This window comes from Marivirga sp. (assembly GCF_051117495.1).
GTDB lineage: Bacteria > Bacteroidota > Bacteroidia > Cytophagales > Cyclobacteriaceae > Marivirga.
On the sequence record NZ_JBNPEF010000017.1, the window covers coordinates 71378 to 96379 of the forward strand.

Sequence of the window (25002 nt, forward strand, 5' to 3'; positions counted from 1 at the left end):
TAGTCAAAAGCACAAGTGAGCACTTGCCAAAAGTAATATATGATATTCAAAGATAATCGTTTCTTTCAGAATCCTGACGACTGTCCCAAAAATTTAGAATCACTAATTCCTTTGCCCGAACCTGATATATAATTTGAAAATTTTTCATAAAGGTTTTCGATCGAACATTTTTATCTGGATAGTTCGTTTTTTTACCAATATTAGGGTTGAAAACAATAAGTCTTAGAATGCTTTTGAGGTGTTTGCGGAGTTTTCGACTATAGGTCTTAGATTTATTTCTTCTGTTCCAATATAAAATAATATCATGTAATTGGTTTTTAGCGGTATCTGCCCAAATTACTCTTCTAGCCATTGATCTAGTTGGTCATCAATTTGCTCCTGTGTGAAATACTTGCCTTCCCCGACTTCTTGTTGTGCCTTCTTTATAGATTCAATTTGTGTGTCGGAAAAATGAACGATTTCATCATGACCTTTGTCGCATAAGACTTGGTAAATCTCCTCCAATAGCTCCTTGTCTTGGGAGTTTTTGATTTCTTCAATAAGCTTATCTTTTAATTTTGTCATATTATAAATTTAATAAATATTCTTAACTAGAAAAATAGAGATCTAGTTCTTCAAATATCATTTAAGTCTCTTTCTTGTCCTCCTTAGTAATAATCAGATAATTAAGAATATATTTTAATTATACCGAAATTGGTATAATTAAAATTAGAAATAATACACCCCCACTAATCCTTAAACTCTGGACTCCTTTTTTCCATACTAGCTTTAAAGGCTTCGCTCAAATCATCTGAAAGCAACATGGCGGAATTCCAGGTAGCCATATAATTTAGTGAATCCTCCACCGAATGATCTCGGCTGTATTTTAGCACTTCTTTAGTGCCTCGAATGGACAAAGGAGATTTTGAAGCGATCACGGTGGCCAGTTTTAAGGTGCTTTCCATCAATTCATCCCTTGATGGTAAAGATTGATTCACTAGCCCAATCTCTTTAGCTTCTTTTCCATGCACTTTTCTGCCTGTATAGGCCATTTCGGAAACCATGCCGGGAGAAATTAATTTTGGCAGACGTTGCAAAGTTCCCAGGTCTGCTACCATTCCTAAATCGATTTCTTTAATGGTGAAATAGGCATCATTACTGCAATAGCGCATATCGGAAGCGGCAATGATATCGACTCCCCCACCTATGCATCCGCCATGTACTGCGGCCAATACGGGTTTCTTGCATTTTTCAATAGCATTTACGGCTTCTTGAAGGCTTAAGACTAACTTTCTTATTTCTTCACTTCTTCTTCCGCCACATTCAATTTTTTGATATTGACTCACCGACATCAGCAATTCCAAATCGATCCCCGCACAAAAGTTTTTGCCTTCTCCGGCTAGCACAATAGCTCGTACTTCAGCGGTTTCGGAAAGTAAATTGAAAATTTCCTTCATCTCCGTCCAGGCCGGCATGTGGAGCGCATTGGATTTCTCTGGTCTATTAAAGCTAACGGTCGCTACTTTATTTTTGATCTCGATTTTGAAATACTGAGGTGTAATTTCCATGATATATCGTTTAGTGAATTTACTCAACGAATATAAGTCTTTCACATGGAAGCATGAAGGATATGAAAGTATTAACCTGAATTCGACTTTAATTTAGAAATTCAGATTTTCATAAAAATTGCTGTTTTCACATTGTATAGACCTCTTTTTCTTTAGACCATATATAATTAAATTGACCGCAGGCGTCTAAAGACGCTTGAAAAGTCTCGCAGAGTCGCGGAGACGCAGAGTTTTCGCAGAGAATACTTTTGTTATCTTCCTTGATGTTCAGTTTATAAGACAGCGAGCACTTGTAACAAAAATTCAAAATACCTAAAATGAATAAGACCAAACCTCTAAAAAAGATGCTTTGCAGCTAAATAAATTATAGAACCAATTAATTAAGATTTACTGCCTTTTATTTTCTTCACTACAAAACCACCTAACTCCACCACAGCTAAAACCACTATTCCCACCACAAGGCCGATGAGAAATTCTGTTACAAAAGAAGGTATAGAGGGAAGTAGGTGATGTAGAAAGTCTATATTGTGAGCAAAAATTCCACCGGAAACTAGAAGAAGCGCAATAGTCCCGATTACGGTCAAGCTTTTAATTACTTTAGGCAAAGCTTGTACTAGAAATTTTCCTACTTTATCTGAAAAACTATTATCCTCTTCATTTAAATTGATCAATTTAACCCCAAACTCATCCATTCGAACAATTAGGGCCACTATTCCATAAACACCTACTGTAGCTACTAAGGCGATAATTGAAACCACCATGATTTGGTTAAGCAAGGTTTCATTTTCCACTGTCCCTAAAGCTATTATGATAATTTCCACGGATAGGATGAAATCAGTTACAATAGCGGATTTTACTTTTTCCTTTTCTCGACTTAATGCCTCTTCTTTAGTCAATTTTTCAGCCTTTTCTATTTTTACCTTTGGCTTAGCATGGAAGAAATAGGCATAAATTTTTTCCGCTCCTTCATAAGCAAGGTATAAGCCACCAAACAAAAGAATGATATGAATAGCCTCGGGGACAAAAGCACTCAGTAAAAAGGCGAGCGGCAAAATGATGAGTTTATTCAGCAAAGAACCTTTCGTGATAGCCCAAAGCACTGGAATCTCTCGAGAAGCCATAAAACCAGATGCTTTTTCTGCATTTACTGCCAAATCATCTCCAAGTATCCCCGCTGTTTTCTTACCAGCCACTTTGCTGAGCGTGGCCACATCATCCATCAACATTGAAATATCATCCAGTAAAGCAAAAAATCCAGAAGCCATAGTTTATAAAATTAAAATTTGGTGCAATTTACTATCATCTGTCTCAATATAACAAATGAAAAAAATTTGATTGTTTTTATATAGCAGCTTTCTGTATGCAAGCCCTAAACTTACTTTCAAGTCGAGCAATACGTTGAAACCTGTCAGGTTTTCAATAATTATAAGGACTGAAAATAATGGTATCTTTATCAATAATATCAAAGCCAAACCAGACAGGTTTAGGCAATAGTACTAATAGTACCAAGTAGCAGTGGCGTAAAGAGCCGTTAAGTTGAGAGTTTTTGCATTGGTGAATATTTTAAAGTCTGATCACCACTTTTCCAGTATGCTTTCCTTCTCCAAAATATTGAATCAATTGGGGAATTTCATGGAAGGCATAGGGACCATCGATAACGGGTTTGATTTTACCTTCGGCATATAATTGGTTGATGGTATCAAGCCCTTGATTCGGCTGTAGTGCCAAAAGCAGAAACTTCTTTCCGCTTAAAATAGAGATTAATCCGCTGCTTAATCCGAATAGTATTAAATTACCAGCTGTTCCTCCTACCGTAACGTATTTTCCCTTAGGCTTCAAGGCTTTTAGATAGTTCCAAGTCGGCTGAGAGGTCTTCGCATCCAGAATCAAATCATAGCGCTCGCCTCTTTTGGTGAAATTCTCTTTTTTATAATCAATGACCTCATCATAACCTATGGTCTTCATATTGTTGAGCTTTTCGCCTGTGTCAACACCCGTTACTTCTGCACCATACATTTTAGCGATTTGCAGTGCAAAAGTACCTACTCCTCCACCGGCACCATTAATCAAAATCTTCTGTTCATTCTGAATTTTCCCTTTCTCTACTAGTCCTTGGTAAGCTAGCAATGCAGCATGTGGAATAGCAGTGGCTTCTTCAAAACTCATGGCCTCTGGTTTTAATACCACAGCTTTCTCATTGATGGCAATGTATTCAGCGAAACTTCCGAAGCCAAATTCAGAAATATCTCCATAAACTGCATCTCCTTTTTTAAATTGTGTAACGCCTTCTCCAATATCTTCAATCACGCCCGATAATTCCATTCCAGCAATAGGACGCTTTGGTTTTGTAAGTCCAAATATTAAGCGATACAGATAGGGTTTTCCTCTCACCATGCCCCAATCATAGTCATTGATGGCGGTGGCATGTATTTTTACCAATATTTCATGTTTAGCAGGAACCGGATTGGGCACCTCTTTGATTTCGAGTTCTTCTGGAGAGGCGTAATGAGAACAAAAAACGGCTTTCATCTGATAGAGGTTTATAGTTTTTGAGTAAAAACAAATTACTCATTTAATGAAGATAGCATTTTCCATTTAATGTTGATAAAAAACTGTTTGTAATCTTACTGACTACAAATCACATATTAACCTGTCCGGAAACACTAATTCCCTCATTTCTGGCTTCCTATTCAAGCAAAGACTAAATAAGCGGCTGCCAACAAAGCAGGATATGATCTGTAAAGAATAGGAATTACCGTATGCAGATTCTTTACATTTATTACTCGCAAAACCAGCAGAATGACGGTAGTGATTGCAATAGTGATGCCTCCAATCGTGAGTAAATTTTCAGCTCCTTTAAAATCTTGTAAGAAAAACATAATTCCTATGGTAGTCACAGCCGTTCCAATCCATAGTACTTTTGGCACAATTACAAGTCCTAATAATGCTTTAAAGCCGCCTCCTTCTTCTTTATCGTTGTTTTCTTCTGAAGAAGATTCTTCATTTTGATTCGGAAATTGGGCGAATAAAAAGAAAACCAATCCTAGTCCAGCCAAACTGATGAGATATAAAATATCCAATTTTGTTCCAATTGATTCTAGGACAACGGCTATAGCTAATAAGCCTAAAAGTAAAAATTCAGCTTTGGAAAGGTATTTAATCATGCTTGTCTATTTAAGGTTTGAATAGTACCAAACTTAATAAAAAAAGTTAATTCTATGCCTTCTTATGAGTTAAAAAGCTCAAATGCTGTAAAATCCAATGCTTCAAAAAGCTGTCTTTTAAGAAAGAAATCCTGTAACTTGCATTTTAATTCATTGCAAATAATCAATATATGGCTGACGGAAAAAATAGAAACAATATAAAAATTGGAGATGAAGTGGAAATTGTGCAAAAACAAGATCAGCGAACTGGTGATCTGACCAATGGGTTTGTGAAAAAGATATTGACTAAATCTGCCTTTCATCCGCATGGTATAAAAGTGATGCTGGAAACTGGTGAAGTGGGAAGGGTGAAGGAGGTTTTGGAGGAGGATTAGTGAGGTGGTAGATTATTGGCACACGGAACACGCATGCGCCAACGGGAAAATATTATTATACTTACGGGCATTCATTATCGTTAAATTCCAACCCATAGAGCACTAATTCTATACTTTCGTCACCATCATCGGTTATATGACCTTTCTCTTTTACTGTTGCAGGTCTTGAAGTAAAAAATATAGTTGTTCCAGAACTTTGATAATTATCGGGAATATTTAATAGCACAATTACATTTTTTTCTCCCTGCCAACTCACGGCTTGTTCATGATCTTGATCCAAAGAAACAGCAAGGCCTCCACCACTACTTCTTATTTTTCCAATAACTTCCCCACTCAAGCACTGAAATTCAACATCTTCACAACCTGTAAGGAATACAAGAATACTAAAGCCCAATAATAAAATTATTGTTTTTTTCATGTTAATAATATATTGTACCTTTTAATTAACTGTTCATTTGTCTATAATATTGTAAATTACAAAATACTAGGGGTAAGCTTTATGTAATTCTTTTCTGGTTTTCTTTTAGACTCCGGGATATTTAAGCTCAAGGATTAGTGATGTTTAGAGAATGATCGTTTATATAAAAAAACAATTCGATTTAAAAACGATTAAAAGCTAGAAAATGACCTCATTCCTCAATCAATTCCAATACTCTTGGTAAAATCCTATCTGTCCAAAGGGAATATTGGTATCCACTTGGGTGCAAATTATCGCTAGCTAATGCTCCTGAAGAAGCTCCTAAATCACGGGATATGGAAGTAATATCGATAAAGGGAATGTCCGCTTCATTGCAGACCGATTTGGCGTACTCATTATATTGATCAATTTCTCTCGCTATTTTTTCACTATTGGAGCTTCCAAAAGGCGTAACCCCATAATCCGGAATGGAGACTACAAAGACATTTCCACCTGCTCCTGCTATTTGAGTTGCGATTTGAAGTAGCGAATCAAACTCAGTTTCATATAGTGAATATGGCTTTCCTTGATATTGATTGTTTACACCAATCAAGAGCGATACTAAATTATAATCTCCTGTATCTATATCATAAGATTCTATGGCTCCTAATAAATTACTTGTGGTCCAACCCGTTAGGGCAATTATTTCAACTTCCACATGCAATGTAGTTTCTTGTTCAATCCGCTGGCTTAATTGTACTGGCCATCGTTCATTCTCCGAAACGCCCTGACCAATGGTATAGGAATCTCCCAAAGCTAAATATTGAAGGTCTGTTTCTGCTGTGTCTGAATCATTATTATCGATTTCATCAAAGTCGATCTCATCTGTTGAATTTTCGCAAGCCAACATGAAAAAAATTGATATCACTAAGAAAGTATGAAATAAATAAGTGCCTTGTCTCATGCTATAGGAACACAGATAAATAAAATTAGTTTTTGCAATGCTGATTTGAGCTCTACACTCAAGTTATCAAGAACTTACGAAGTACAGTAGAAAAATAGATTTTTATCTTTGGATTGATTCGATGGATAATTCACAAATCATTTTCTTCAGGTGCTGGTCTGATGCCGAATATTAAAAGATATCCTATCATCCAAAATTCACCTATGCTAGCTGGTATTGTCAAATAATCTAGCCAAGATGCAGTTACACCTGCATAATTAAGCAATATACTGACGATATAACCAATTCCACCAATTATCAATATCCTTCCCAACCAAATCGGCATTCTTTGCGAACTGCTAATGATATAACCTAAGGGAATTAGCCAAAGACCAAAGAAAAGACCTCCTACTGCCCATGAATTTGAAATCAGCTGATTAAAAAGCTCAATTAAAAGTACTTTCTCTTCTATAGTGTGATCCGAAGAAGCTACTGCAATAGCCGAAGCCATTGATATTGCGCTGATCATAATGATTACTGCATTCACTGTTCCCCAAATTCCAGTCGCTAAAGCAGCCGCATTATTGATCTTTCTGAAGAGTTTATAAAACCAAATGGCTGTAAGTGCTTGAGAAATAATAATTACAAATTCCAATATTAAGCGAATACGGGCTGTTGGTTCTGCCTCAATTAAATTGGTTAATGTTACTTGCGGATCTGCATTGAAAACCTGCGAATGAAACACCAGAAATCCTAGGACACCTGAAACGGCCAGTAATAAATACCATATACCAGCAAGCCTTGCTGTACTCTTTAACTCCTTACTGATATGATTCATTTTATTTCATTTAGTGTATGGACTAAAGGTATTAGAGCCAGATTGAAAAACGAATGCTAATACTTTAGTATAATAATCATTAGATGCATAAGATAAGGCTTTTGTTGCAGCTCTTTGCCAAAGCTTAAGTGGATTTACTCTTTCGTTGATTAGATTTCATTTCATCAAGCATTAAAGCTTCTTGAATAATTTCATAAACCTGATCTCTAGGAATATCTACCACTTTTGAAAAGGTAATTCCTGCAACCTGTTTCCGACCATTGGCTTCCAGTAAACCTTGTTGGTTTGATAATTCCTTTCCATATAAAAAAGCTAGTTCAACCGCATTATTTTTAATAGGATTTAGATAGCAAACCCAAGATTTATGATAATAAAACGGGATTTTAAACCTTATTTTATCTTCTAATTCTAATTGGTGTGCCAGTAGTTCATGAAAATATAGCATAATTTCTCTTTGCTTATTTTCCAGTTGGTTTATGAAATCTTCAACATTTGCCATTTTGTTGACTTTGAAAAAATACTATCTCTTAAAATAAAAGTGCAAGGACTCTGATCAAGTCCCTGCCCCTATTAAGCTATTTTACCAAACGGCTACTCTTTCCTCTTCAGGTAAATACATTTTATCTTCTGGCTGAATCTCAAAGGCCTCATAAAAAGCTGGTATATTCATTAATGGCCCGTTTACACGCCACATTGGGGGTGAATGCGAATTGGTTTTGATCCACAAGCGAAGATATTCATCTTTCATTTTTACACGCCATATTCTGGCCAATGACATAAAGAATCGTTGATCCGGTGTAAAGCCGTCTATCTTGGTAGTATCTTGTCCTTGCTCTGTCATTTTAAATGCATCATAAGCTACAGCTAATCCGCTTAAGTCAGCAGTATTTTCACCTACCGTCATGGCGCCATTGATATGCAATGTATCTTGAACAGTGAATGAACTGTAAAGGTCTACCACGGCCTGCGTTCTGGCATTAAATTCCTCATAATCGGCTTTAGTCCACCAGTTATTCACATTACCGTCCTTATCAAATTGCGCACCTTGATCATCAAATGAATGGGTAAGTTCATGCCCGATTACCATACCAATTCCACCATAATTGAGCGCATCATCTGCTTCATAGTCAAAATAAGGAGGCTGTAAAATTCCTGCAGGAAACACGATTTCATTTGCAGAAGGATTATAATAAGCGGTTACGGTTGATGGGGTTGTGTACCATTCTTTTTTATTGACCGGCTGGCCAAGTTTAGCTAGATTATAATCATATTGAGCTTTTGAAGCTGAAAGGATGTTAGCGAAATAGTCATTGGGCACGACTTCTACATTACTATAATCTCGCCACTCATCTGGATACCCAATCTTTTTAGTGATGGAGAATAATTTTTCCTTTGCCTTAACTTTTGTACTGTCTGTCATCCATTCCAGTTGATCAATTCGGTTGGCATAAGCCTTCTGAGCATTATCCAATAATTCCAGCATTCGTTCTTTAGCGGATTCTGGAAAGTATTTTTTCACATATAATTGCCCTAATGCTTCTCCCAACATATTATCCACAGCACTTGCCATTTTTTCGCCTCTTGTTTTTTGAACAGACTGACCAGAGATCACTTTAGTATAGGCAAATTCTGCATCCACAAAATCTTTGCTCAAGTTGTCAGCATAATTCCGTAAAGTGGTGGCCTTTAGATAAAGCTTCCAATCTTCAAGGGGAATGCTGGTTAAGAGTTTATTTAATTTTTCATAATAATCGGGTTGACCTACATCTACAGAATCTGTCTCGGCCCCCATTTCATTTAGTAATCTACTCCAAGCTATATTGGGATACATTTCATTTAAATCTTCAACAGAAAATTTATTGTAGTTGGCTTTCACATCTCTTAGCTCTACTCGGGTTCTATGCGATTCTGCTATTTGTTTTTCTATTTCGTAAATGGTTTCCGCATTTTTCTCTGCTTGTTCAGCATCCGTTCCGCTCAATTCAAAAAGTGTAGTCAAATATTTTTTATAAGCATTTTGTATTCCTGCGGTAGAGGAATTGTCTTCGAAATAATAATCTCTATTAGGCAATCCTATTCCTGTTTGATAGGCATGAGCAATATTAATTTTGCTGTTTTTATCATCCGGACCTACATAAAAGCCTATGATGGAATTATTTTGCTGCTTGGTTTGTGAAGCTACATAGCTCATCAAAGTAGGAACATCATTTATATCCTCAATTTCAGAAAGAATTGGCTGAATAGGCTGGTGGCCTTTATTATTAATGATTACAGTATCCATTCCCGAAGCATAAAAATCGCCTACTTTCTGTTCTATGCTTCCTTTAGCATTATCCAATTGTGAGACGCTGTCCAATAAATTTTGAAGGCGCAATCTTTGCGGATAATTCATGAACCGATAAGCACCTACTCCCGCTTGGGTTTCGGGTATTGAGACTGAATCATACCATATTCCGTTTACATATTGGAAAAAATTATCCCCTGGATTTCTGGTAGAGTCTATGCCTTCAATGGCTACATATTTTACTTTGGTGGCCGTTTCTGGTTTTTGATCTGTACAGGCCAATATCAACAGTCCTGCAATAATGAGCGAGAAATAGGATTTTATGTTCATATTAAATTTTTCAATTTTTCATTCTATACCGAATTTACTGGGAATATACTTTTAATCCAATCTAAAATTTACCAGCGGTATACTGATTTTTCAATATCATCGAGTAAAAAATGTGTCTTTTCATAAATGTCTCCGTCATAGGGGTGAATTTTAAAAATAGAAAGATGAAAAGAATACACATTATGTTGAATGTAAGTAGTTTAGAAAATGCAAAAAAATTTTATTCCGCTTTATTGGGAAGCGCTCCCACAAAAGAAAAAGAGGATTACTTACAATGGAAAATTGATAATCCAAGCCTGAATTTGAGTTTAAAAAGTAATTCTGCAGAAGCTTTTGGAGTCAATCACTTAGGCATTGAAGCCAGTTCTGAGGAGGAACTGAAAGGACTTTATCAACAAGCTAAAAATGCGAATGTGGCCATGGAAGAGGAAGGGTTAACTACCTGCTGCTATGCAAAATCGCAAAAATCATGGGCAAAAGATCAGGACCAGAATGAATGGGAATTATTTACTACTTATCAGGACAGCCCGGGCTATTATGAAAGTGCTGTTGCATTGAAATAAATTTTAGATATTGTATTATGAATGAAGAATGCAAAGCCGTTTTTCCAATCTATTTGGAATTTAAAGATGAAATACAGCACCATATCCTAAAGAAAGTCAAATCCAAAGAAATAGCTGAGGATTTGACTTCTCAGTTAGCTCTTAAATTATACGGTATGTGTGAAAAACTACAAGATGTTAAGAACCTAAGAGCATGGTTATATAGGGTGGCTTCAAATGTGGTGATGGATTACTTTAGGGATGAACAAAAGAAAATCAACCAGCCCTTAGCTGAAAGTTTCTCAGAAGAAGAGGATCAAGAATTTGTAAATATTGCGGCAGAAAACTGTGTTTTAAAACTTCTAGAACAACTTCCCGATAAATACAGGGAAGCGGTAAGAATGTCTGATTTGGAAGGTGTAAACCAAAAAGAGATTGCTGAGAAATTAAATATTTCCTATTCAGCAGCTAAAATGCGGGTACAAAGAGGAAGGGAGTCCTTGAAATCTAAGTTCTATGAATGCTGTAGCTGTGTTTTGGAGTGATTTTTAACAAATGAAAATTGAAGTAGGAACACAAAACTCCTGCTTCACTAAAACAATAATTTTATACACAAATAGGTCAGATAATAGCAAAAGCGGACGTTTTTGGCAGTCTAATATTTTCTGTACTGATTCAAGAAGATATGTTTAACAGAATGAACATTAAAAACCATCATTATCATCGAATACCAAAAGTTAATCCACCCTCAATGATAATCCCTCCAGGAGAAATTAATTGTAAAACTGCCTGATCAAATGACGATAAAGTCGATCCGTCTTTTACTGTCCAAGGTTGATTTTTTAAAGGTACGGCATAACCAAGGCTAATATTCAGTGTATTGTATTTCCCAAACCACCAGTTGTAGCCCGCTTTTAAATCAAAGGTGCTGGCACTTTCCAATCGCATATTGACTTCGTTTGGGGAGCCGTTACCTGAATCAAATTCCATATCGATATCATCAATACCTGAAGATCTTGATAGATTCACTCCGAAAGTAAAACCATGTCTATAGGATTGATCATAACGAATTCCGATGGAGGTTCTAATGCCCCAAGCACTTAATCCAAGTCCTCCTTGTGCAAAAAGCGTTTTATCATTTATTATGTAATTTGCAGAAATACCTGCGAGTCCGGTATAAGCATTAATTCCGCTTCCAATCCCTATGTAAAACTTAGGACGATCCTCAGGTTCATAATAACTTCCTTCTGTTTGGTCTTGTGCTTTTAACTCAAGAGAAAAAATGATGATGCTGAAAATAAGTAGGGCTTTCTTCATTATAAATTAATTATTCTCATTAAAGGACTACAAATGTATTTGAAAAATAATATACAAACTATTAAACTATATAATTTATTTATTCTTGAGATATTGAATAGTATAGTCTTTCAAGATGATAAAAAAGCAAAAGCATCTGCTTTTGCCCATTATCCCTATATCAGTATCTTTAAATTCCTTTTACAAATTCCGCAAATACCTCCTTATGCTTTTCCAAATCTAAATCACCCGATACGGATACTCTGGCAATATAATCTTTATCCTCTTCTTTGGTAGTTCCTTGTGTGGAAGTAGCAGGAATGGTCCAATAACAACCTTTTAACTGACCATAACTCACACAATATTTACTTTCATTCGGAATCTCAGTAATCATCATGTCAATGAGCTTTTGGTTTAAAGCCCTTTTATAATTTTCTCTTTCTTCATCAGAATTTCCTTTAGTTGGCAAATCCAATGAAAAAACAGAAGGGGTAAATCCAGCTTCTGCCAGTTCTTCCGATACGAAATTGATTTTAGCGCTAGGTAAAGTTTTTTGAATAAAACTAACAAACTCTCTGGTGTTTTTGTAAGCATCCGCAATTCTTTGATTCATAGAGGGTAATTGCTCGGCTAAAATTTCAGTTTGCAATGGTGTTGCCTCATTATCACAAAGAATAATGTGCTTCTCAATTTTATCCATTAGGGAAGATGCTTTTTTATTTGCCGTGACATAGCCCGCAGTACATTTCCCTCCACTTGGGAATTTGGATCCACTTACATAAGAAATAGTCTGGATTTCTGACAAAATACTAGAGTCGCTTAAAAATTGGATATTAGGGCAGAAGGTTTGGTCCAAAATGAAAACAGGATCAACAGCCTTTTCCCCATTTGGTGTTTTTCTTTCTTTACTTAAAGATTTTCTCAAAGCCTCCATATCAGGCACTTCCACTCTAGGGTTGGTCGGAATTTCAGCTATAATCAATGGAACAGCATCCAACTTAGCTACATCATCCAATACTTTATCTGTTGATTGCACCATGTCATTGTCGCCATCAACCGGAAGATCCATAATTTCAACATTGTCCAAACAAGCGGCAACTCTTCTGGCCTGATCGTTAGTTCCTCCATAACAATTCGGAGGCACAATAATTTTGATGGCTTTTCCTTTATGGTTTTCCATAGCATCTTCAATAAGTCCCATCATGATGGCATACTGAACCGATAGTCCACAAGAGCCTAATAGTGCTTTGGTATCAACAGCAGTAATTTTCCTTACCGTATCCAATACTTTAGCTTTATTGCTTTCGTAATTAGAAACTGCATCTTCAGAAACCGACTTCCCTGTCATTTGCTGCAATAATGCATAGCAATTTTGAGGAGTCATAGCAATAGTTTCCCTTCTCCTTACATGTTGAATAGGAGAAATATAGCTTTCATTCAATTTACCATTAACCAATAAAATACTTCCTAGCTTTCCCTGTGTGCTAATGAAAAAATCAATGTTTTGTTGTAAAGAAATACTATTTAAATCATCCTCTTGAGAGATGAAAATAGTACTTCCGTCAAATTCGCCAACTTCTTCTAAATCATTAACTTTTTTCAGTTCGAAATGATAGCCATAAACACGCTTTATGGTTTCTTCATTAAAGGCGTCAGGTAGATTGTCAACATATATAATTCGAGTATTTTTATTATCAAATAAATTAGTTCTCAAAATGGCCAAAATCGGAATTATTTTGGAAGAAAAAGCAATGACGCTATCTGGCTTTAAACCATTTTGTTTGGCAATAGTCCATTCCAAAACAGTGGACAATGGATGTCCTAAGCGAATATAATCATAAGCAGTAGGCAGTTCACTAAGTGTCGATTTTTCAGCAACTTGAGAATCATATAAAGCCTCAAATTTTTCCAGAAATTCAGTTTTAGCCAAATCCTCATTGTAGATATCCAATCGGTGGGTTGTGAGTTTCAACCAATCGGTTGGAGTGTTTTCGATTACTTTCTTTGTATAATTGAGTGTTTTATTGTCTTCCATAATAAGTAAATGCAATAAATAATAAAGTGTTTTTGCAAAGCTAAGTAAATTTTAAACTTGGGCTTAATGATTTTAAAAAAGCATAAGTGGAAATTGGTGAAGTCATGCGTTTGGAAACGCTTGCCCAATGTAGTTAATTTAAGCTTTTATCAAACCTCTTCCTTTTTTAATGTGACAGGGCGTATGCTGTGCACCTTTGCCTCTGGTTGTGTCTCCACAACCAGATTGCAGAATATTGATTTGCTTTTCTCAATGCATTTGTGAAGACACAAATGCTAGCGGAAAAGAGCAATGGTTTGATTATCTGCATATGGAAATCCGAGCGTCATGCCAATGCAGAAGGGAATCTTGTCTTATTGAAACGCTGTTTCAATATTTGCTGTCTTTGACTCTTAACACGCTCATGCTTCTTTTTTGGTGCACTAGCTATCTCCATAAACACCAATTTATATTTTAACCTTTGGTTAAAATCAATAGATCCCTTTCTTCAAAGGGATGAGACACGGAAAAAATCAAGTGGAAATCGTAATAATTTTGATTATTAAATTTTAACTTTCTATTCGTCCTTAATTCATATAAACAGCATCAATTTTTTCAAAACAAAAAAGCACACAAGTCAATGCGTGCTTAAGTTTAAAATGGCAATAATTTCATGAGACACATTATTGCGTTATTTTAAACGGCTAATTTTCCTGAACTAATTCAAGTTCAGCGTATTCGTCTTCTAGTTTCAATAAATTAATATTTTGACCTATTAAATATTTATTAAAAAACTGCAGGACAAACTTTGAACTTATTCTAGATGCTTGCTCTGGTTTGATGGATCCTGCCTCATTGATAACTGGTATTCTAATCTTGTAGGGAATATCCATAAAGTTGGAATGACCAGCATTTAAAATTTTAGCTTGATAGAAATCATTAGCAGTACCATTTCGAAAAATGTGTTTATTTAAATCAGGTTGATAAGCGTTATAATCCCAATCTGCAGAAAGTATAGCAAAGGGTTTTGTCAAAGTAGTATCAATCATGGCGCCCCATAGAATTCCGTCAATACTTATTCCTGCTTTTATTCTTTTATCATTCAATAACCCCTGACCTGCTGCTGTAGCGCCTTGCGAATGTCCGAACACTCCAATTTTTGAGGTATTAATGTGTGTTGCGAAGAATGAAAAAGTATCTCCTTTTTCTAGAGCATCAATGACCATAGAAATATCATTGCTCCAGCGCAATCCGATATCTCCGGCTACATAATCTCGAATGAGATCCTTAACAGCAGCATACTCTTCTTCATTAGTTTTAGCTTTTTCCAATTCTTGCGTGGCTGACCAAGTCATTGCAGACATTTTTTCATCAAGTTGGATTTTTTCAAATTCCTTACTATACAATTTAATTTCTCCGTCAGGAAAAAGCGAACCCACACTTTCATAAGTATGATTAATATTCAATACAATATAGCCATGACTTACTATATCCTCTAATATTGCATAGTATCCGGTAGCATTAGATTGGTGTCCATGAGAAAAAATAAGAACAGGAAATTTTCCTTCTGCCACATCGGGCTTTTTAAAAGTATTGGTTTCTACATGATCCAAATAATTAAAGATGCCTTTTGGAGCTCCATATTTAGTGCTAAACCCAATTCTCTCTGCATCATTCAGATAAACTTCCTTTTCTTCATTATTGATTTTAGCAGGATACCAAACTTTAACCATCAGCTCCCTTTTATCTCCTGCTTCTAGTGTAATGGTTTCCTCCTCATCTGTAATTAAATGAACATCTTGAGCACCGACTTTATATTTTCCTGATGGCGTTGGCAAATCAAATACTGGTAGAATATAAGGCAAAACCCAAGCAAAAATTATCAAAATTGCGAATCCAATTCCGGTTATTATTTTTCTAAACAATCCTCCTTTGAAAAAGGAATACTCTTTAAAAATGCACCATGTTAGGATTAGGATAAGTAAATAGGAGGGAATCATTTGCCATCTGAATCCTTCGAAAATCAGATGAATAAGAAATACAATTCCGATAAATACTAAAGCACTTTTCTTATTAAGTGAGTAGTTTTTTATTGAAATGTAAATTGGAAAAACGGTTACAATTAATAATAGTATGATTTCTATGATTCTCATAAGTTCTCTTGATTAAAAAGATATTTGAATAATTATTTCTTTGATATAATGTATTAAATAGGATGTCTGAAGTTTACCAAAATGATCAGAAATGACATCATTAGAGATGCCAAATCTGACCACTATGAATACACCTTATTTTTGAGAGAATTGAAAGCCAATTTTGAATAGCTTGGCCAGAAGAAAAATAAAGAACCCGTACAGAGTGGTATAAGAGGATACCTTCAACCCACCTGCTAGGAGCGCTTGGGAAACCTCTCCCACTTGTTCAATAGCTTGGAAAGCACCTACCAAGCCTACTAATTGACCTAAAATGCCGAATACTAAAGCAAATAGTGCAATCTCTTGCGAAATTTTCAGCCATTTTTTAGCTTTTGGTTGATCCGCCTTATTTTTAATTACTAAAACGGAAGTAGCAATTACCCCAACTAATAGAAAGAATAATATCCCCATAAATAAGATCCCTCCCTCAACATGAATTTCAATAATGTTCATAACTTTTGTTTTTTGGTGATGTACAATGCTATAACCTTTTCAGCTAATAATTTTTAAATATCGATAACTGACATTTTTCTAAAGGTAGAAAACATAAATGCAGTATTGGAAGGTATATTTTGCATTCTGCCTACTTAAAGCAGTATTTGGTCGATAATAAATGCTTCTTATCTGAACTTGATTAAATTTACCTTCTAATGAAGCAAAACTATTTATACCATATTCTTTTTTGGCTCCTATCATTTGTGCTCTGCGCTTTTCTGCTTAGTTATGATAACAATTGGAAAGAGGCATTACTACTAGCCATAATTTATTTGCCCATCACTATAGTTTCCGCTTATTTAATCTCCAATTATTTAATTCCTACCTATTTATTGAAGGGTAGAAAAGGAAGGTTTGTAGTTTACGTCATCTATCTTATTATCTCAGCCATTTTCTTAACATTGCTTATCAACACTCTAGTTTTCATCTTGATAGCGGATCTTCAGTATAATTTGATGCCACCCGCCACTCGGGATCTGGCTATTCTGAATACCGTATTATTTTTAATAGTATTTCTTTTTGTAGCCATCAATAGCATAGAAAAATGGAGAAAAACCGAAAATGAGAAGAATGAGGCAATCAAAAATATGGCAGAAGCAGAGCTTCGGTTTTTGAAAAGTCAGCTGAACCCGCATTTCTTATTCAATACTATGAATAATTTATATGCACTTAGTTTGAAGAAATCTGATAAAGCTCCTGAAATGATCTTACGCCTCAGTGCCTTGCTTGAATATATATTGGAAAACAGCAAAAAAGATCTCATCAAGTTATCCGATGAAATCAAGACTTTGGAAGATTACATTTATGTGGAAAGCTTTCGCTTTGGCGATAGATTGGTAATTGAAAAAAGCATTCAAGTTCAAAATACTGAAATTATTATAATCCCACCATTGATTTTGATTACTTTAATGGAAAATTGCTTTAAGCATGCGGGCAAAAACAATATAGAAAAATTGTCTATAAACTATTCACTACAGGAAACTGATGATAAATTAAAAATCTCGTTTTCCAATAATTTTATAGAAGGCGAGCATAATCCAAAAGCCATCGGGCTCAAAAATATCGAAAGCCAATTATCCTATATTTATAAACAAGATTATGAGTTGAGAAAGACTGTGGAAAACGGAATCTTTAAAATTGAAATCACTATTCCTATAAAAAGAAAATGATTTGAAAACCTGGAAATGTATCATAGCAGATGATGAGCCTTTAGCGCGAGAATTGATAAGCGATTACGTAGCTCAAGTTCCCTTTCTGGAATTGAAAGGAGTGTTCAGCAATGCTTGGGAAGTGCGGGATTTTCTACAGAAAAATTCGGTTGATTTATTATTTATCGATATCGAAATGCCTGGATTGGATGGACTGACTTTTATCAAAAGCTACAATGTTCAGCCAAAAGTAATTTTCATAACAGCGCATAGAAAATATGCAGTGGAGGCGTTTGAAGTAAAAGCACTAGATTATCTGCTCAAGCCAATTTCTTTTGAGCGATTCCTGAAATCTGTAAATGCGTTGGATACCAAATCCACTGAAGAAGTTCAAAAAGCAAATCATATATTTATCTCCATAGATCGGCAACAACAAAAAGTTCTATTAGATGAAATTTTATATATAGAAGCAAAAGGAGATTATCTGAGGTTTGTTTTGGAAGATGAAAAACCGCTAGTCAGCAAAATGACTTTGAAATCCATTCTTGACCAATTGCCTGATAATTTCACCCAAATCCATCGCTCTTTTATAGTTAACCAAAATAAAATATCTGCTTTTCAGAAAGATAAGGTTAAAATTGGCGAAGAGTGGTTGACAATTTCAAGGTCATTTAGGGGAGACGTAAATTTTGACGGTTAAATAAATGTAGAGACGCGATGCATCACGTCTCTACATTTATTTAAAACAACCCCGTAATTCTACCCTCCTCATTTACATCAATTTGTTCTGATGCAGGATGTGACGGCAACCCAGGCATGCGCATAATAGTTCCGGTTATCGGAATAATAAATCCTGCTCCAGCAGCAATTTCTATTTCTCGAACGGTGATGACGAAATCTTTTGGTCTTCCTAACAGCTTTGGATTATCGGATAGTGATTTTTCGGTTTTAGCCATGCAGATCGGAAGATTGCTCAAACCTAAGTTTTCAATTCTTCGCAAATCTGTCATTGCTTTGGCTGCATATTCAACTCTTGTAGCTCCATAAATTTCCTGAGCTATTTTGCTTATTTTATCCAAAACCGGACTGTTCCAATCATATAAAGGTTTGAAGTTTGACAGCTCCGCATTAACGGAGTCGATTACGAGTTGTGCTAATTCCAAAGCTCCTTTTCCTCCATTTGCCCAAACATCTACAACAGCGGCTTGAATATTTTTCAACCTGGCAAATTCTAAAACAGCTGCAATTTCCTCTTCTGAATCTGTATTGAATTTATTGATGGCAATAATCGGAGTGATACCGAATTTCTGTACATTTTCTATATGCTTTTCCAGATTTGGGAATCCATTTTTTAATTGTGCTACATTCGGCTCTTTAAGCGCTGACAATTCTGCTCCTCCATGATATTTCAGTGCGCGAATGGTGGTGGTCAATACTACCACTTTTGGTTTTAAGTTCGCACTCTGACATTTAATATCTAAGAATTTTTCACCGCCCAAATCAAAGCCAAAGCCTGCTTCTGTTACCGTATAATCTGATAATGACATTCCCATTTTGGTAGCTATTACCGTATTGGTTCCTTGCGCAATATTGGCAAAAGGTCCTCCATGAATAATAGCCGGATTTCCTTCAATTGTTTGAACCAGATTGGGCTTGATGGCATCTTTAAGCAAAGCGGTCATAGCACCTTCTGCTTTCAAATCCCTAGCATAAATAGGCTTTTTATCAAAAGTATAGCCTACAAAAATATTTCCTAGTCGATTTTTAAGGTCTATTAAATCAGAAGATAGACAGAGAATCGCCATGATTTCTGAAGCTGCTGTAATGTCGAAACCCGTTTCTCTTGGGATTCCATTGGTTGTGCCGCCAAGTCCGACTACAATGTTTCTTAAAGCACGATCATTTAAATCCATTACGCGCTTCCAGGCAATTGTCCGTGGATCAATCCCCAAAGAATTGGTCTTGCTTTGAAGATTGTTATCGATTATAGCCGACAGTAAATTATTAGCTTTTTCTATAGCTGAGAAATCTCCAGTAAAGTGCAGGTTAATATCTTCCATAGGAAGAACCTGCGCATTACCTCCACCAGTCGCGCCTCCTTTCATTCCAAAAACAGGCCCAAGTGATGGCTCTCGTAAAACCACTGTGGTCTTCTTTCCCAACTGATTTAAGCCTTCTGAAAGACCGATTGACATGGTTGTTTTGCCTTCACCTCCAGGTGTGGGGGAAATAGCTGAAACTAGAATCAAATTGCTTTGATCAATCTTAGTTTCATCAATTATATTGAGTGGAAGCTTGGCTTTGTATTTACCATACATTTCAAGGTCATCCGCTACAATTCCTAATTTTTGGGCAATTTCTTGTATAGGCTTTAATTTGCTTTTGTTGGCTATTTCTAAATCTGTCATGGTCTTATTTTTGAGCATAAATGTACTACACATAAAGGTTAAAAAGGCTGATGGATATCAGTTTAATTGTTGATTTTGTTCGGATTGAATTTTCTCAAATACTTGCTTAAAAGCATTTTCACCTGCTTCCACTGCTCCATCCATATAGCCTGGATATCTACTAGCGCTTTCCGAAGATGATATGATTAATTGATGGTTAAAAATGAGTTTTCTGAAAATAGGGTGTCCATTATTTTGATGCGGTGGCATGAAAATATCTTTCGGCCATTTCACTAGATCATCTTCTGACCAGACGTATTCATGGTAGCTCAAAGCATCTAGCGCCTTTTCACCTAAAATTGTTGATAACTGTTGAAGGACTAATCTCTCTCGTTCCTCTTTTTCAATCTCTTTAAATGCAGGATTTAAAAATCCACATAGTGCAAATTTACTTTCTTGCTGATTAGAGTGATCGTAGCATTCAACGAAGGGGCCGTAATTACTCATAATAGTGGATGGATGCTGATCTTCTCGCCAAAAAGGAGTCTTAAATTCTACAGCTGCTTTAATGGAATCTTCCATCCAGGTTTGTGTGTTTTTTGCAATTTCGGTGAGTTCTTTAGGAAGTTGAGGGTCAAATTGGATTTGATGCACCCAAATTTTAGGAGCTAAAGCAATGATGACCTGATCCGCTTCAATATTTTCTTTGTTATTTATTTTTAAAACTAACTTTTCATCAAGCCTTTTTATGCCTTCCACTTTGTGCTTGGTCAAAATATTATTATCACCAATTTCTTCTAACAGTTTGTTGATAAGACGAACACTTCCTCCAGCTATTCTATAGCTAGGTTCCTGCTGAGGAAATTTATATTTTCCATGATGAGGTGAATTTTGGTCATCGTAATAATAAAATTGGCCTTGAAATTGCGGAAATGCAGCTATTTCTAATTCATTCAAGAGTTTTATTAAGTTTTGGTGTTGATTCCCAAACCAAGTTGCCCCCATTTCGATAGGAGTATCATTATCAGTGATTTTGGTGATTATTCTACCGCCAATTTTGTCTTTAGACTCTAAAATCTTAAAAGGTATTTTAGCTAGCTTTAATCTATATCCTGTCACTAAACCTGATAAACCAGCACCTACAATAATAATCATATCCTAATATAGAGCTTAAGTTTTACAAAAAGGAAACCACTTAATTTCCTTTATGTTTAAAGCCATGAAATTCCTCAACTATTTCTCTCAAATTTAGTTGTGTTAGGAATATGATAAATACAAAAACCATCGCCATTACAGGAGCCACTTCAGGAATTGGATTAGCTACTTCTGAAGAATTATTGAAAAAAGGACATCATTTAATATTCTTAGTCCGCAATACGGAGAAAGCCCAAGAGGTAATTGCCAATTGGGATAAAAAAGAAAATGTCAGCATTATCAAATGTGATTTGGCAGATTTGAAATCAGTAAGAAAAGCTGGTGAAGAACTCTTGCAGAAAGCAGAAAAACTAGATGTGTTAATCAATAATGCAGGAGGAACTTTCAATGAGCGTTTGGAAAGCAAAGACGGCTTTGAATTGCATTTAGCCGTAAACCACTTAGGACATTTTTTATTGACCAAAATATTAATGCCATTATTAGAAAAGAGCAATACCAAGGTAATTAATGTAAGCTCAGAAGCCCACAGAGCAGGAAAACCAGACTGGTCTGATTTGAATTTAAAGAAAAAATATTCCACCATAGCGGGATATGGCAATGCTAAATTATACAATGTGCTCTTTACCAAATCATTAGCTGATAAAGGATTGACTTCTTACGCACTTCATCCTGGAGTAATTGATTCAGGTTTTGGAGATTCATTACCAGGCTTTTTTAAATTGATGTGGAAATTAGGGAAACCATTTATGAAAACCACTCGAGAAGGAGCTTCCACCTCTATCTATTTGGCAACTAATGATTTGCCGACCGATAAAAACGGGGCATATTTTAAAGATAAGAAAGTGAATAAAGCTTCTTCCTTAGCCAACAGTCAAGCTGCAAGAGATAGACTTTGGGAAGAAAGTGAGAAGATGGTGGAGGGGTTTTGATTATCATCATGCAATAAGAGCGATCTCAATTCATATTTAGTAGACCTGACCAATATTACTTTTTCTAATTTATTTCACATAAAATCTTCGAAGAAAAATGAGCCAAATTATTCATTTTCTCTAATGTAAATCTGTGAGAACTATCCCCTTGAGGGGATTATAGGGGTGTCGGATAGCCGCAAATAGGTTAATCTACGTTTCAAAAAATGTAGATAATTAGAAATAACTGTAAGCAAATAATATCTTTAAGGTGAAATTTGATATTAGAACTTCATGAACCCACCTTCCCGCATTCTTCCCATAATAGTATTCTCTCAATTTTGTTGCACTTCTCTATGGTTTGCAGGAAATGCTGTGATGCCTAATTTGCTATTTGATTTTAAATTGGCTGCAACCGCTTTAGGTAGTTTAACTTCTGCGGTGCAGTTCGGGTTTATCATTGGCACCTTGGTTTTTGCAGTGCTGTCCATAGCCGATAGATTTTCTCCCTCTAAAGTATTTTTCTTTTGTGCATTGATTGGTGCTATTTTTAATTTGGGAGCTGTTTGGGAAGGAAATTCTTTGTGGAGTTTAATCAGTGGTCGATTTGCTACTGGTTTTTTTCTGGCGGGAATCTACCCAGTAGGCATGAAAATCGCTTCTGATTATTATGAAGAAGGTTTGGGTAAATCTTTAGGTTTTTTGGTTGGAGCCTTGGTTTTAGGTACAGCCTTTCCGCATCTTTTAAAGCAAGCCACTCAAAATATTGATTGGCAATTAGTTATCTACATTACATCTACGCTGGCTACATTGGGCGGGATATTGCTACTAACATTTGTACCCGATGGCCCTTTCCAGAAAAGAAGTCAGAAGCCTGATTTTTCAGCCTTTTTTCAGGTTTTTAAGAAAAAGGAATTTCGAGCATCCGCTTTTGGTTATTTCGGCCACATGTGGGAATTATACGCTTTTTGGGCTTTTGTTCCGGTTGTCTTATTAGCTTATCAAAGGCTTCATGTAAAAATAGAATTTAATATTCCGCTACTATCTTTCATTATAATTGGAATTGGAAGTTTATCCTGTATTGCGGGAGGATTTACATCAGAAAAATTTGGGCCTAAGAAAACAGCTGGCACCTTTCTGTTACTTTCAGGCTTATGCTGTATTATTTCTCCCTTGATAATCTTTTACGCACAAGCGGAGGTATTCATTTTCTTCCTAATTTTTTGGGGAATGGTAGTTATAGCGGATTCTCCTCTCTTTTCAACTTTAGTCGCACAAAACGCCCCTTCTGAACAAAAAGGAACTGCATTGACGATAGTGAATTCCATTGGCTTTGCTATTACCATTATTAGTATTCAGCTATTGAATGTTCTTAGATTAGAAATAAGTCCTGAATTTTTATTCATCATTTTGGCAATCGGACCATTATTAGGCTTATTGGGTTTATTTCGCAATAAATCATTAGCAAGTCCTCAATAAAACTATACCACTAGCATGGCGTTTGCTAAAATAAAGCGAATTTGTATAAAAGAGTAAAACAGGAGTCAAAATGGACATAAATCTAGCAGTACTAATCGATGGTGATAATATTCCATCAGCAAATGTGAAAGAAATGATGGAAGAGATTGCCAAATATGGTAACCCAACCATCAAAAGAATTTATGGTGATTGGACCAAGCCCAATTTGAGCAAATGGAAAAATTTATTGTTGGAAAATGCCATTACCCCCATTTAGCAATATGGCTATACCACGGGCAAAAATGCCACGGATTCTGCTATGATTATTGATGCCATGAATATTCTTTATTCTGAAAAGGTAAACGGCTTTTGTTTAGTGTCCAGCGATAGCGATTTTACTCGCCTGGCGACTAGACTCCGTGAGGCAGGAATGAAAGTTTATGGCATAGGCGAAAAGAAAACGCCTAACCCTTTTATAGTAGCTTGCGATAAGTTTATTTATATAGAAATCCTCAATAATCAAACTGAAGAAAGGGAAAGTACTGAATCAAAAGCAAAAGCTACTGTAGATAAGGTCACACCAAAAGACATTAAGTTGATTACCAGTACGATTTCTGATTTAGCTGATGAGGATGGCTGGGCATTTTTAGGAGATGTAGGAAATCTACTTCAAAAGAAGCAACCTAATTTTGATTCTAGGAATTATGGATTTGCCAAATTAACCCCATTATTGAAATCACTTAAGCAATTTGAAATTGAAGAAAGAATTGGTACTAAAACCCATTTGAAACTGGTTTATGTAAGATTGAAGAAAAAGCATTAGGCTTACTTTATGTCTTCCAGTCTCTGTTTATATGTCTCCACTATAGATTTAACTTTTTCTAATTCAACATATAACGAATCTATAGAAGATTTTAGACTTTGAAGATTTTGATAGTATTGCGTTGAATCACTTCTCAATTCTTTTAGCTTTTCTTCATAGGAGCTGATTCTCTCATTCGTTTTATCAAAATTCTTCTGGTTTTTTCGTTCGTCTTTCTTAAGATTTTCAAACTCCTTGCTCAAATAAGTTGCGGCTTGCTCTGATTCATCAATTTTCTTCTGAGCCAAGTCGGTCCTCATTTTGATGTTAAAGTTATAGATGTATTCCTCCATCGCCTTTTGCAATTCAGAATATACATCCTTTGGAATACCCTGAGGGTCAATTCCTGCCCAAATAGTACTTTGCTCTTTATTGCCTTTTATTTGACTATAAATTAGAATATCATTAGGGTAAATATCTGTTCTGAATGTTGTCTGATAAGTTTTGTGCGATTGGGTTTCCTCGCTTTTGCCAAAATCTTTTGCATATTCATTCCAGCTTTCTTCTGTTTTTTCCTTAGAAAAAGGTAAGTCTATTTCATAACCATTGACATCTACCCCTAATAAGTAATGCTCTGTGGCTAAGGTCTGATATTGTCCTTTAAGCTGGCCTAGACTCAAGATTAAAAAAGCGAAAATAGATATTATTCTTAACATACTTAAAAC

At 35.6% G+C, this 25002-nt stretch carries 25 protein-coding genes and 1 pseudogene; 8 read left to right on the forward strand and 18 right to left on the reverse strand.

What is annotated here, in order from left to right; genetic code table 11:
• Positions 1–46 precede the first annotated feature (46 nt).
• The 6 genes from ACFE0M_RS09575 to ACFE0M_RS09600 all read right to left on the reverse strand — a co-directional run bounded on the left by ACFE0M_RS09575 (position 47) and on the right by ACFE0M_RS09600 (position 4711).
• A complete protein-coding gene (locus ACFE0M_RS09575; RefSeq protein ID WP_434545533.1) occupies positions 47–352 on the reverse strand; it encodes a type II toxin-antitoxin system RelE/ParE family toxin in 306 nt (101 codons plus the stop codon).
• On the reverse strand, positions 337–564 hold the full coding sequence (locus ACFE0M_RS09580) for a hypothetical protein (protein ID WP_434545534.1): 228 nt from the start codon (positions 562–564) through the stop codon (positions 337–339). The genes ACFE0M_RS09575 and ACFE0M_RS09580 overlap by 16 nt, the downstream gene beginning before the upstream one ends.
• Positions 565–728: 164 nt before the next feature.
• Positions 729–1547, reverse strand: coding sequence for a crotonase/enoyl-CoA hydratase family protein (locus ACFE0M_RS09585; protein ID WP_434545535.1), 819 nt, complete (start codon positions 1545–1547; stop codon positions 729–731).
• A 380-nt stretch (positions 1548–1927) separates the two neighbouring features.
• Positions 1928–2812: a DUF808 domain-containing protein gene (locus ACFE0M_RS09590; RefSeq protein ID WP_434545536.1), complete on the reverse strand. Its 885-nt coding sequence runs from the start codon at positions 2810–2812 to the stop codon at positions 1928–1930.
• A gap of 298 nt (positions 2813–3110) precedes the next feature.
• Positions 3111–4076 carry an NAD(P)-dependent alcohol dehydrogenase gene (locus ACFE0M_RS09595; protein WP_434545537.1) on the reverse strand — a complete coding sequence of 322 codons (966 nt, stop codon included), beginning with the start codon at positions 4074–4076 and terminating at the stop codon, positions 3111–3113.
• A gap of 161 nt (positions 4077–4237) precedes the next feature.
• Positions 4238–4711 carry a hypothetical protein gene (locus ACFE0M_RS09600; RefSeq protein ID WP_434545538.1) on the reverse strand — a complete coding sequence of 158 codons (474 nt, stop codon included), beginning with the start codon at positions 4709–4711 and terminating at the stop codon, positions 4238–4240.
• 170 nt (positions 4712–4881) lie between these two features.
• Here ACFE0M_RS09600 and ACFE0M_RS09605 point away from each other — a divergent pair, with 170 nt between their 5' ends.
• A complete protein-coding gene (locus ACFE0M_RS09605) occupies positions 4882–5085 on the forward strand; it encodes a YwbE family protein (RefSeq protein WP_434545539.1) in 204 nt (67 codons plus the stop codon).
• A gap of 61 nt (positions 5086–5146) precedes the next feature.
• On the opposite strand, the gene ACFE0M_RS09610 is transcribed toward ACFE0M_RS09605, so the two are convergent.
• The 5 genes from ACFE0M_RS09610 to ACFE0M_RS09630 all read right to left on the reverse strand — a co-directional run bounded on the left by ACFE0M_RS09610 (position 5147) and on the right by ACFE0M_RS09630 (position 9877).
• On the reverse strand, positions 5147–5503 hold the full coding sequence (locus ACFE0M_RS09610) for a hypothetical protein (protein WP_434545540.1): 357 nt from the start codon (positions 5501–5503) through the stop codon (positions 5147–5149).
• A 211-nt stretch (positions 5504–5714) separates the two neighbouring features.
• Positions 5715–6446, reverse strand: coding sequence for an SGNH/GDSL hydrolase family protein (locus ACFE0M_RS09615; protein WP_434545541.1), 732 nt, complete (start codon positions 6444–6446; stop codon positions 5715–5717).
• A 130-nt stretch (positions 6447–6576) separates the two neighbouring features.
• Complete coding sequence (locus ACFE0M_RS09620) at positions 6577–7263, reverse strand: DUF4386 domain-containing protein (RefSeq protein WP_434545542.1); 687 nt, start codon at positions 7261–7263, stop codon at positions 6577–6579.
• Positions 7264–7387: 124 nt separating this feature from the next.
• Positions 7388–7762, reverse strand: coding sequence for a DUF1801 domain-containing protein (locus tag ACFE0M_RS09625; RefSeq protein ID WP_434545543.1), 375 nt, complete (start codon positions 7760–7762; stop codon positions 7388–7390).
• An 81-nt stretch (positions 7763–7843) separates the two neighbouring features.
• Complete coding sequence (locus ACFE0M_RS09630; protein WP_434545544.1) at positions 7844–9877, reverse strand: M13 family metallopeptidase; 2034 nt, start codon at positions 9875–9877, stop codon at positions 7844–7846.
• A gap of 164 nt (positions 9878–10041) precedes the next feature.
• Here ACFE0M_RS09630 and ACFE0M_RS09635 point away from each other — a divergent pair, with 164 nt between their 5' ends.
• Positions 10042–10440 carry an ArsI/CadI family heavy metal resistance metalloenzyme gene (locus ACFE0M_RS09635; protein ID WP_434545545.1) on the forward strand — a complete coding sequence of 133 codons (399 nt, stop codon included), beginning with the start codon at positions 10042–10044 and terminating at the stop codon, positions 10438–10440.
• A 17-nt stretch (positions 10441–10457) separates the two neighbouring features.
• Positions 10458–10964: a sigma-70 family RNA polymerase sigma factor gene (locus ACFE0M_RS09640; RefSeq protein ID WP_434545546.1), complete on the forward strand. Its 507-nt coding sequence runs from the start codon at positions 10458–10460 to the stop codon at positions 10962–10964.
• Between the two features lie 175 nt (positions 10965–11139).
• On the opposite strand, the gene ACFE0M_RS09645 is transcribed toward ACFE0M_RS09640, so the two are convergent.
• The 4 genes from ACFE0M_RS09645 to ACFE0M_RS09660 all read right to left on the reverse strand — a co-directional run bounded on the left by ACFE0M_RS09645 (position 11140) and on the right by ACFE0M_RS09660 (position 16377).
• Complete coding sequence (locus ACFE0M_RS09645; protein ID WP_434545547.1) at positions 11140–11736, reverse strand: hypothetical protein; 597 nt, start codon at positions 11734–11736, stop codon at positions 11140–11142.
• 169 nt (positions 11737–11905) lie between these two features.
• Complete coding sequence (locus ACFE0M_RS09650) at positions 11906–13750, reverse strand: cystathionine beta-synthase (RefSeq protein ID WP_434545548.1); 1845 nt, start codon at positions 13748–13750, stop codon at positions 11906–11908.
• A gap of 683 nt (positions 13751–14433) precedes the next feature.
• Positions 14434–15882, reverse strand: coding sequence for an alpha/beta hydrolase family protein (locus tag ACFE0M_RS09655; RefSeq protein ID WP_434545549.1), 1449 nt, complete (start codon positions 15880–15882; stop codon positions 14434–14436).
• A gap of 135 nt (positions 15883–16017) precedes the next feature.
• Entirely contained in the window at positions 16018–16377 is a 360-nt protein-coding gene (locus tag ACFE0M_RS09660) for a MotA/TolQ/ExbB proton channel family protein (RefSeq protein ID WP_434545550.1), read from the reverse strand.
• 197 nt (positions 16378–16574) lie between these two features.
• On the opposite strand from ACFE0M_RS09660, the gene ACFE0M_RS09665 reads away from it, so the two are divergent.
• Together ACFE0M_RS09665 and ACFE0M_RS09670 are read left to right on the forward strand one after the other, a co-directional pair.
• On the forward strand, positions 16575–17588 hold the full coding sequence (locus tag ACFE0M_RS09665; protein WP_434545551.1) for a sensor histidine kinase: 1014 nt from the start codon (positions 16575–16577) through the stop codon (positions 17586–17588).
• A gap of 1 nt (position 17589) precedes the next feature.
• Positions 17590–18267, forward strand: a complete 678-nt coding sequence (locus ACFE0M_RS09670) for a LytR/AlgR family response regulator transcription factor (protein WP_434545552.1) — start codon at positions 17590–17592, stop codon at positions 18265–18267.
• A 40-nt stretch (positions 18268–18307) separates the two neighbouring features.
• On the opposite strand, the gene ACFE0M_RS09675 is transcribed toward ACFE0M_RS09670, so the two are convergent.
• Positions 18308–19975 (reverse strand): formate--tetrahydrofolate ligase, encoded by a 1668-nt coding sequence (locus tag ACFE0M_RS09675; protein WP_434545553.1) that lies wholly within the window; start codon positions 19973–19975, stop codon positions 18308–18310.
• A 57-nt stretch (positions 19976–20032) separates the two neighbouring features.
• Positions 20033–21109 (reverse strand): flavin monoamine oxidase family protein, encoded by a 1077-nt coding sequence (locus ACFE0M_RS09680; protein ID WP_434545554.1) that lies wholly within the window; start codon positions 21107–21109, stop codon positions 20033–20035.
• Positions 21110–21219: 110 nt separating this feature from the next.
• Between ACFE0M_RS09680 and ACFE0M_RS09685 the strand changes: the two genes are divergently transcribed.
• From ACFE0M_RS09685 to ACFE0M_RS09695, 3 genes and pseudogenes are all read left to right on the forward strand, one after another.
• Positions 21220–22038 carry an SDR family oxidoreductase gene (locus tag ACFE0M_RS09685; RefSeq protein ID WP_434545555.1) on the forward strand — a complete coding sequence of 273 codons (819 nt, stop codon included), beginning with the start codon at positions 21220–21222 and terminating at the stop codon, positions 22036–22038.
• Between the two features lie 273 nt (positions 22039–22311).
• On the forward strand, positions 22312–23496 hold the full coding sequence (locus ACFE0M_RS09690; RefSeq protein WP_434545556.1) for an MFS transporter: 1185 nt from the start codon (positions 22312–22314) through the stop codon (positions 23494–23496).
• A 70-nt stretch (positions 23497–23566) separates the two neighbouring features.
• Positions 23567–24298, forward strand: a pseudogene (locus ACFE0M_RS09695) (NYN domain-containing protein).
• 2 nt (positions 24299–24300) lie between these two features.
• Here the strand turns inward: ACFE0M_RS09695 and ACFE0M_RS09700 are convergent.
• Positions 24301–24993: a hypothetical protein gene (locus ACFE0M_RS09700; protein WP_434545557.1), complete on the reverse strand. Its 693-nt coding sequence runs from the start codon at positions 24991–24993 to the stop codon at positions 24301–24303.
• Between the last annotated feature and the right edge of the window lie 9 nt (positions 24994–25002).